This window comes from Mycobacterium sp. NPDC003449 (assembly GCF_053588415.1).
Genome location: NZ_JBSFPX010000271.1, coordinates 1 through 7,277, shown reverse-complemented (window position 1 = coordinate 7,277; position 7,277 = coordinate 1). Strand labels below are relative to the sequence as shown.

Annotated in this window: 10 protein-coding genes; 5 read left to right on the top strand and 5 right to left on the bottom strand. The window is 69.5% G+C overall.

The window, feature by feature from the left end; genetic code table 11:
* Window positions 1-85 precede the first annotated feature (85 nt).
* The gene (locus ACWDTP_RS36050) at window positions 86-625 is read left to right on the top strand and encodes a DUF5994 family protein (RefSeq protein WP_450028006.1); all 540 of its coding nucleotides are present in this window, start codon (window positions 86-88) and stop codon (window positions 623-625) included.
* Between the two features lie 30 nt (window positions 626-655).
* Here the strand turns inward: ACWDTP_RS36050 and ACWDTP_RS36045 are convergent, their stop codons facing one another.
* Together ACWDTP_RS36045 and ACWDTP_RS36040 are read right to left on the bottom strand one after the other, a co-directional pair.
* Window positions 656-967: a GNAT family N-acetyltransferase gene (locus tag ACWDTP_RS36045; RefSeq protein ID WP_450028005.1), complete on the bottom strand. Its 312-nt coding sequence runs from the start codon at window positions 965-967 to the stop codon at window positions 656-658.
* Window positions 964-1,782, bottom strand: coding sequence for a glycoside hydrolase family 16 protein (locus ACWDTP_RS36040; RefSeq protein WP_450028004.1), 819 nt, complete (start codon window positions 1,780-1,782; stop codon window positions 964-966). Before ACWDTP_RS36040 ends, ACWDTP_RS36045 begins: the two co-directional genes overlap by 4 nt.
* Before the next feature lie 121 nt (window positions 1,783-1,903).
* Between ACWDTP_RS36040 and ACWDTP_RS36035 the strand changes: the two genes are divergently transcribed.
* The 4 genes from ACWDTP_RS36035 (at window position 1,904) to ACWDTP_RS36020 (ending at window position 5,473) form a co-directional block, all read left to right on the top strand.
* Window positions 1,904-2,200 carry a hypothetical protein gene (locus tag ACWDTP_RS36035; protein ID WP_450028003.1) on the top strand — a complete coding sequence of 99 codons (297 nt, stop codon included), beginning with the start codon at window positions 1,904-1,906 and terminating at the stop codon, window positions 2,198-2,200.
* Between the two features lie 360 nt (window positions 2,201-2,560).
* Window positions 2,561-3,205 (top strand): LGFP repeat-containing protein, encoded by a 645-nt coding sequence (locus ACWDTP_RS36030; protein ID WP_450028002.1) that lies wholly within the window; start codon window positions 2,561-2,563, stop codon window positions 3,203-3,205.
* Window positions 3,206-3,284: 79 nt separating this feature from the next.
* Window positions 3,285-4,181 (top strand): alpha/beta fold hydrolase, encoded by an 897-nt coding sequence (locus tag ACWDTP_RS36025; protein WP_450028001.1) that lies wholly within the window; start codon window positions 3,285-3,287, stop codon window positions 4,179-4,181.
* Window positions 4,178-5,473: a chloride channel protein gene (locus ACWDTP_RS36020; protein ID WP_450028000.1), complete on the top strand. Its 1,296-nt coding sequence runs from the start codon at window positions 4,178-4,180 to the stop codon at window positions 5,471-5,473. The genes ACWDTP_RS36025 and ACWDTP_RS36020 overlap by 4 nt, the downstream gene beginning before the upstream one ends.
* A gap of 3 nt (window positions 5,474-5,476) precedes the next feature.
* On the opposite strand, the gene ACWDTP_RS36015 is transcribed toward ACWDTP_RS36020, so the two are convergent.
* From ACWDTP_RS36015 to ACWDTP_RS36005, 3 genes are all read right to left on the bottom strand, one after another.
* On the bottom strand, window positions 5,477-5,848 hold the full coding sequence (locus ACWDTP_RS36015; RefSeq protein ID WP_450027999.1) for a hypothetical protein: 372 nt from the start codon (window positions 5,846-5,848) through the stop codon (window positions 5,477-5,479).
* 44 nt (window positions 5,849-5,892) lie between these two features.
* Complete coding sequence (locus tag ACWDTP_RS36010) at window positions 5,893-6,177, bottom strand: hypothetical protein (protein ID WP_450027998.1); 285 nt, start codon at window positions 6,175-6,177, stop codon at window positions 5,893-5,895.
* The coding region (locus ACWDTP_RS36005) for an anion permease (RefSeq protein ID WP_450027997.1) at window positions 6,174-7,277 on the bottom strand (1,104 nt) is incomplete at its 5' end. The genes ACWDTP_RS36005 and ACWDTP_RS36010, both read right to left, overlap by 4 nt.

Below are 7,277 nucleotides of genomic sequence, written 5' to 3'. Positions count from 1 at the left end.
TCCTTTATATTACTACCTAGAGAATGAGATCTGAACGCCGATGACGTCGGTGTCATTCTCGCTGGATCAAGGCGGGAGGCCGTTGATGTCTGCACCAACTCTGTCCCTCGGGGTCGCCCAAACACACCGATCGACACCCGACAATCTCCGACTGCGGCTGAAGCCCGCCCACCGCTCGTGCGGGTTCGTGCAGGGCGCGTGGTGGCCACGGACCGATCGACTGTCCACCGAACTGCCGCAGCTGCTCGCCGCGCTCACGCCCCTGCTCGGCACGGTGGACCGGGTCGTCTACGACGGGAGTAACTGGGCGCAGGCATCATTGCGGATGGAATTCCGGGGCCACAGCGTCATCCTGACCGAAGCCGATGCGTCGACCAACACATTGTCGGTGATCGGCGGCGGTTTCGGCGCGCTGGTTCTGCTGGTTGTTCCACCGCGCACCGATCCGGCCCTCGCGTACACGGCCGTGATGTCGGCGTCGGCACCCGAGGACGTATCCACCCCCGACCAACTGTTGGGGATCGGGCCGCGGGAGGCGCGCGACCGTCGGCTCGCCGTCCTGGCGCATCAGCGTTGGGAATCCGAAGGGGGAGCGCTGCGCCTCGTGGACCGCGAACGCGGTTGACGCGTCCGGGGCCCAGGCCGGCGGCGTCAGCTACCGAGCGTCGGTGATATCGGCGTATTCCGGATGCTTGTCGATGTATTCGGCCACCATCCAGCACGTCGGCACGATCCGCAGCCCGGCCGAGCGGGTGCGGCGCAGAGCCTCGGCGATCAGGAGGGTCGCCAGTCCGCGGCCGCGGTAGGCGGGCTGAACCTCGGTGTGCGGGAAGATGCGACGGCCATCGCGGTCCTGATAATCGGCCAGCCCGACCGTGGTGCCGTCGACTTCGATGGTGAACCGGTCGGGGTGCTCGGTGACGGTGGTGGCGGCGCCGGTGCGGTCGCGCGGTGTCTCGGAACTCACCAGACCCGCACCCAGTCCACCAGCATGTCGGCCGGGTAGGTGCCGCCGCTGGGATCCTCGCCGCCGGACCCCGCGACCGCGAGGTTCAACACCACGAACATCGTGTAGCCCGGCTGGCTGAACGGCCAGTCGGGCAGCGCGCTCGCCGCGACCTCGAAATACGGCTGCGCGCCGTCGGTGTAGTCCTGCCAGAAACGCGCGCCGTTGGCATCCCACTGGGTGCGCCAGGTGTGCCAGGCGTTGTCCACCGCGATGTTGTGGGTCTCCCATTCGCCGCCGTTCGACTTGGCGTGCACGGTGGTCGCCGACGGCCATTTGCCGTTGCCGTACCACTCGACGATGTCGAGTTCACCCTCGCCGAGGGTGCCCAGCCAGAACGCCGGCCAGGCGCCCGCGGTCAGACAGTTGAACTTGATCCGCGCCTCCCAGGTGTGGCCGGCGCCGCCTTCCCACACGCTGGCGAGCTTGGCGCCGTAGTAGGCGTCGCCCTCCTTGGTGGCGCGGATGACCAGATTCGACTTGCCGTCGACGAAGACGTTCTTGCGGTCGTCGCGGTACTGGCCGATGCGGCCGGGCTGTTCCCAGTAGGTGGGGTCCTTGATGGTCTCGCGGGCCTTCGCGATGGTCCACTTCGACGCGTTCGGTGCCGAGCCCGCGGACCCGTCGAATTCGTCGGCGAACACGTACGACACTCCGGACTGCGCCGGTGCCTGCGGCGGGGCCGGGCTGGCGGCGGCTTGCCGGACCGGCATCGCCGCCGCGATCACGCCGAGACCCGACATCATCATCATGCTTCGACGGTCAAAGGTGGCCATAGCGGATCACCCTAACCCGTAGCCCGGGTTCGCCCGGTCGCGCCGGCGGCGCGCTGAGTTCAGAGGATTTCCACAACGAACGCTTCATCCCTCCTCAGCCTGCGTAGGGACAGTGGTCTGCATGACCACGCCGATCGAATCAACGCGTCGCGAGGACACCCGTGCGGTGTCCGGAATACGGCATCGCGCCTGGTGGCGAGGGGCGCTCGTGGCCGGGCTGATATTCGCCGGAGCGGTCGTGGCCATCCTGCTCGGTGTCCACGGGGCGGGGGCGGTGGCCTCGGCGGCCGGCTTCGTCACCGCCATCACGGTGATCGCGGCCACGGTGATCAGCTGGGAGCATGGCGTCGTCAACGCCCGCACCGACGGACTGATCGAATCCGGGCCGGGCCACCCGTCACCCCGAACGCTGGTGTGATTCCGGTGGCGCTCGCCCATTTCTGTACGGTCGCTGTGCGTTTCGCGGGCGAAGTTCGGCGCCGATGATGGTGGCGCCGGTGACCATTTTCGGGATATAGGTTGGACCATTTGCCAATCGGGCGGTCCATGAGCGATATATGCACCCGCATTCACGATCGAATGGGCGATCCGGCCACCAACCTGGGGGTCCTGGCCTCAGCCATCTCCAGGTCGCGCCGTATCGCCAGGTCAACCCGGTTCCCGAGGGGGACCCGCGGCGGAGGCGGGCATGTTCGCGTCCGTCCCACACCTGGGTTAGCTGTCCCATCCCTCCGCGATTTGCCGACAGATTCGTTGTCGACGATGTTAGTTTCGGCCTATGAACTCAAAGCTGATGAAACGTACAGGCGCCGTAGCTGCAGCTTTAGCAATCGCGGGCGCAGCCGCCGTCGCATGCTCGCAAGAACAGCAAGATTCCGCCAAGGACGCGGTGTCGAGCGCCACCAGCGCCGCGTCGTCGGCCGTCGACGCCGGCACGAGTGCCGCGAAATCCGCTACCGAGGGCGCCTCCAGCGAGGCGCCGGCGGCTCCCGGAGGCGCTCCCGAGGGTGCTCCCGGGGGTGGCGGTGAGCCGAGCACCCTGAACGTTCCCGGTGTCGGTGATGTGACGCTCGACGGTCCGACCGCCGAGGCCTACACCAAGGCCGGCGGCGAAGGCACGCTTGGCCTTCCGACCGCCCAACCCGAGAAGGTCGGCGACGGCACGGCGCAGGCGTTCGCCAACGGCACCATCTACTCTTCGCCGTCGGCGGGTGCGCATGTGGTGCAGGGTGAGATCCTTCGGGTCTACACCGGAAACGGCGGCCCGGCAGGGCAGTTGGGCTTCCCGACCGCCGACGAGGCCGAAACGGCGGGCGGCCCGGACGTCGCCAACGGCGGTTGGATCAGTGAATTCCAGCACGGCACGATCACCTGGCTGAACAAGGGTGACGGAACCTTCGCCGAAACCGTCACGCCGAAGTAAGCTTCCGGACAACCGAATTACACGGCCGCCGCCGGCTCGATCACCGAGCCGGCGGCGCCGCTTTTCCGGAGGTGGCCGGATGGCACAGGTGGTGACGGTCGGGGACCGCCGCGAGCTCGCCTATCTCGAGGTCGGCGATCCGGACGGGCCGCTGGTCCTGCACAACCACGGCGGCCCCGGCAGCAGGTACGAGGCGCGGCTGTTCGCCGGTGCGGCGCTGCGAAACCGGCTGCGGTTCATCTGTGTCGACCGGCCGGGCATGGGGCGGTCCAGCCCGCAGGCCGGTCGCAGCTACGCCGGCTGGGCCGAGGACCTCACCGCCGTCGCGGACACGTTGGGGTACCGCGAATTCGGGGTCACGGGATGGTCGGAGGGCGGACCGTGGGCGCTGGCGGCGGCCGCCTACATCGATCCGGCCCGGTTGCGCCACGTCACCAGCATCGCACCAGGCAGCTACGGCGCGTTCGGGGACAACTGGGCCAAGCCCTACCTGTCGAAGGCCGATGCCTGGGGCGGGCGGCTCGCACTGCACTTCACCCCCGGCTTCCGGCTGATGTACGCGTCCATCGGCGTGGTCGCCAAACGGTTCGGTGGCAATTTCGTCAAACAGCTCCGCGATGCGGTCAACGACTCCGACCGCGAGATCCTGCTGAGGCCCGAGGTGGCGGCCGTCCTCACCGAGGAGCTGGCCGAGTGCTTCGCCCAGGGCAGCCGCGGGCTGGTGGGTGATGCCGAACTTCTTTACCGGCGTTGGGCTTTCGACGTCGCGAAGATCGAACGGCGGGTGCACCTGTGGCAGGGGCTCGACGATCGGCTGGTTCCCGATCCGATCAACAAGGCGGTGGCCGACGCGATGCCCGCAGCGATCTGGCATCCCGTCGAGGGGGCCGGGCACTTCGTCGCGGTCGGCCTCGCCGACGAGATCCTCGGCGTCGCGGCCGGCGAACTGCGCCGCGGCGACGACCACACGTCATGACCGAGCCGACATCCGGCCGCGGGGCACTGCTTGTGTGCGTCACCGCGACCCTCGCCGGCGTGGTGATCGGCTTCGTCGGCGGCGCCTTCCGCTGGTGCCTGCTGACCGCCGACCGGTTGCGGATCGAATTCGTCGACTGGGCGCACGGACTGCCCGGCCCGGGCTGGCTGGTGCCGATGGCCGCCGCGGCGGCCGGCGCGACAGCCGCGGCGCTGATCGTACGGTGGGTTCCGCTGGCCGCGGGTAGCGGCATCCAGCACGTCGAGGCGGTCTACCGGGGCGATGCGCGACCACCGCTGCCGATCCTGCTGCCGGCGAAGTTCATCGGCGGGGTGCTGTCCATCGGTTCGGGACTGGTGCTGGGGCGCGAGGGTCCGATGGTGCACATGGGCGCGGCCATCGGGGCCGAAGCGGCCCGGCGCACAAGACTTTCCGATCCCGATGTCCGGATGATGCAGACCGCGGTCGGCGGCGCCGGTCTGGCCGTCGCCTTCAACGCGCCGATCGGCGGCACGCTGTTCGCGCTCGAAGAGGTGACCAAATCCTTCCGCTGGCAGACCGTGCTCGCCACCCTGTTCGCGGCGGCCGCCGCGGTCGGATGTATGCGGCTGCTCCTCGGCAACGACCCCGACTTCTTCCTCGAGCCGATCCCGGCTCCCGCGCTCGCCTGGCTCCCGCTCTTCGTGCTGTTCGGGCTGCTCACCGGCGGACTCGGTGTGGTGTACAACCGGCTGGTGCTGTGGTTCCTCGACCATGTCGGTGGGCTGCAACGCATTCCGGTGCTCGCGAAGGCGGCCGTGATCGGTGCGGTGATCGGGCTGGCGATGTTCGTCTACCCGCTGGCGGTGGGCGGTGGCGACAGCCTGACGCAGATGATCCTCGGCGGGCACCACATCGTGCTTCCCGTCGTCGCCGGCTGCCTGCTGGTGCGGTTGATCGCGGGTCCGCTGTCCTACTCGGCGGCCGTGCCGGGCGGACTGTTCGCGCCGCTGCTCGCGGTCGGGGCGCTGTGGGGCCTGCTGTTCGTCGGCGGCGTCGGCGCGCTCTGGCCCGGCGACGTGACCATGCTGGCCATCCCGATGGCCCTGGTCGGGATGGCGGCGTTCTTCGGGGCGACCGTGCGGGCACCGGTCACCGGGATCGTCATCGTCATCGAGATGACGGCCACCACATCGGTCGCCATCCCGATGCTGGCCGCCACCGCCGCGGCCGTACTGGCCGCCGAGCTCACCCGATCGCCGCCGATCTACGACTCCCTGCGGGCACGGATGTCACCCGAATCGCCGGCGTGACCGTCAGTAGTCGGGCGTGCTGACGTCCTGGAGTTCTTCCTCGGGTTGTTGCGGTGCGATCTGGCCGGGCAGCTGGGGCTGTCCGGGCCCGGTCCCGTCGCCGGTCGAGAGCTGGCATTCCGAACCGCTGACTCCGGGTGGGCACAGATTCGGCGGGGCCGACGACGCGGCGGGTGTCGCGGGCGTCGCGGGTGAGTTCGGAACCAGGTACGGCGCGCACGTCCCGGTGTAGAGGTCGCCCTCCTCGCCGTTCGGGCAGTCCGCCAGGTGGACGGGCGGACCGGTGGGCACCGCCCCGACCGCGGGCGCCAGCGCCGCGAGGGCGAACCCACCGGCGATCAGCACACGTCGAACGGTGCAGGATAAGGCTGCCATTCGGCTACGCTATCGCGCGCCATTGTCCGATGGCGCTCGTTTGGTCACTTGGGGACGGCGCCCAGCAGATACCAACCGGTGTGATGCCCGATGAAGTCGCGGGCGATGAAGAGCACGCCGACGATCGCGGCGAGCACGACGAAGGTGACCAGCGCGCCACTGATCACCACCAGGACGCGCCGCCGGGCCGGCCCGGTGACGGGTCCCGGGCCGTTCGCCACCGCGTGCAGCCGGACGGCCAGGGCGAACAGCGCGGGCAGGGCGGCGCCCACCAGGACACCGAACAGCACGATCTTGCCGACGGCGGTGAGGTCGATCCACGAGGTCACGCGCTCTGCCTTCCTTCGCGTTGAGTGTTCCGGACCGCGTCGAGCGGCCCGATCGCGGGCGGCAGATCGAAGGTGGGCGCCGGATCCGGCGTGGGTGCCTCGGCGCCCGCGGTGAGGCTGCCCCGCCACTTGTTGTTGACGTTGGTGTGGTCGATCGGGGGTTTGCGCGCCTTGAACCAGATGGCGATGCCGGCGGCGAGCAGCAGCAGGAACCCGACCAGGACTCCGGCGAAGCCGCCGATGCCGTGCACCAGAAAGTAGGACAGGGCACCGACCAGTCCCGCGGCGGGCAGCGTGATCAGCCACGCGTACACCATCTTTCGGGCCACCGACCACCGCACCTCACCGGCGGGCTGGCCGAGGCCGCTGCCCATGATCGACCCGGTCGCGACGTGGGTGGTGGACAGCGAGTAGCCGAAGCTGCTGGAGAGCAGGATGATCGACGCCGACGAGCATTCGGCGGCCAGCCCCTGGGGCGGGGTGATGTCGACCAGCCCCTTGCCCAGGGTGCGGATGACGCGCCAGCCGCCCGAATAGGTGCCCGCCGCGATCGCGACGGCGCACGCGATGATGACCCACAGCGGGGGCATGACATCGGTCTTGGCCGCGGCGCCGTAGGAGATCAGCGCGAGGAAGATGACCCCCATGGTCTTCTGGGCGTCGTTGGTGCCGTGGGCCAGCGATACCAGGGACGCCGAGCCGATCTGTCCGTAGCGGAACGCGGTGCCGGTGCGGTCCTCCGGAATGCCGCGCAACGCCCGATACACCAGCCAGGTGCCGAGTGCGGCCACGGCGCCGGCGATCAGCGGCGCGAGAACGGCCGGGACGACCACGGTGGAGATGACGCCGCGCCAGATCACCCCGTGCCCACCGGCCGCGGCGATCATCGCGCCGATGATCCCGCCGATGAGCGCATGCGATGAGCTGGACGGGATGCCGAGCAGCCAGGTCAGCAGGTTCCAGACGATACCGCCGACCAGCCCGGCGAACACCAGCTCCAGGGTCACCAGCTCGGCATGGACCAGACCCTTGGCGATGGTGGCCGCGACCGCGGTGGACAGGAAGGCGCCGACCAGGTTCAGCACGGCCGACAGGGCGAC

Excerpts from the sequence above, each read along its gene's own strand:
- ACWDTP_RS36050 (WP_450028006.1), top strand. The coding sequence starts at position 86 with ATGTCTGCACCAACTCTGTCCCTCGGGGTCGCCCAAACACACCGATCG.
- ACWDTP_RS36040 (WP_450028004.1), bottom strand. The coding sequence starts at position 1,782 with ATGGCCACCTTTGACCGTCGAAGCATGATGATGATGTCGGGTCTCGGC.
- ACWDTP_RS36035 (WP_450028003.1), top strand. The coding sequence starts at position 1,904 with ATGACCACGCCGATCGAATCAACGCGTCGCGAGGACACCCGTGCGGTG.
- ACWDTP_RS36030 (WP_450028002.1), top strand. The coding sequence starts at position 2,561 with ATGAACTCAAAGCTGATGAAACGTACAGGCGCCGTAGCTGCAGCTTTA.
- ACWDTP_RS36025 (WP_450028001.1), top strand. The coding sequence starts at position 3,285 with ATGGCACAGGTGGTGACGGTCGGGGACCGCCGCGAGCTCGCCTATCTC.
- ACWDTP_RS36020 (WP_450028000.1), top strand. The coding sequence starts at position 4,178 with ATGACCGAGCCGACATCCGGCCGCGGGGCACTGCTTGTGTGCGTCACC.
- ACWDTP_RS36015 (WP_450027999.1), bottom strand. The coding sequence starts at position 5,848 with ATGGCAGCCTTATCCTGCACCGTTCGACGTGTGCTGATCGCCGGTGGG.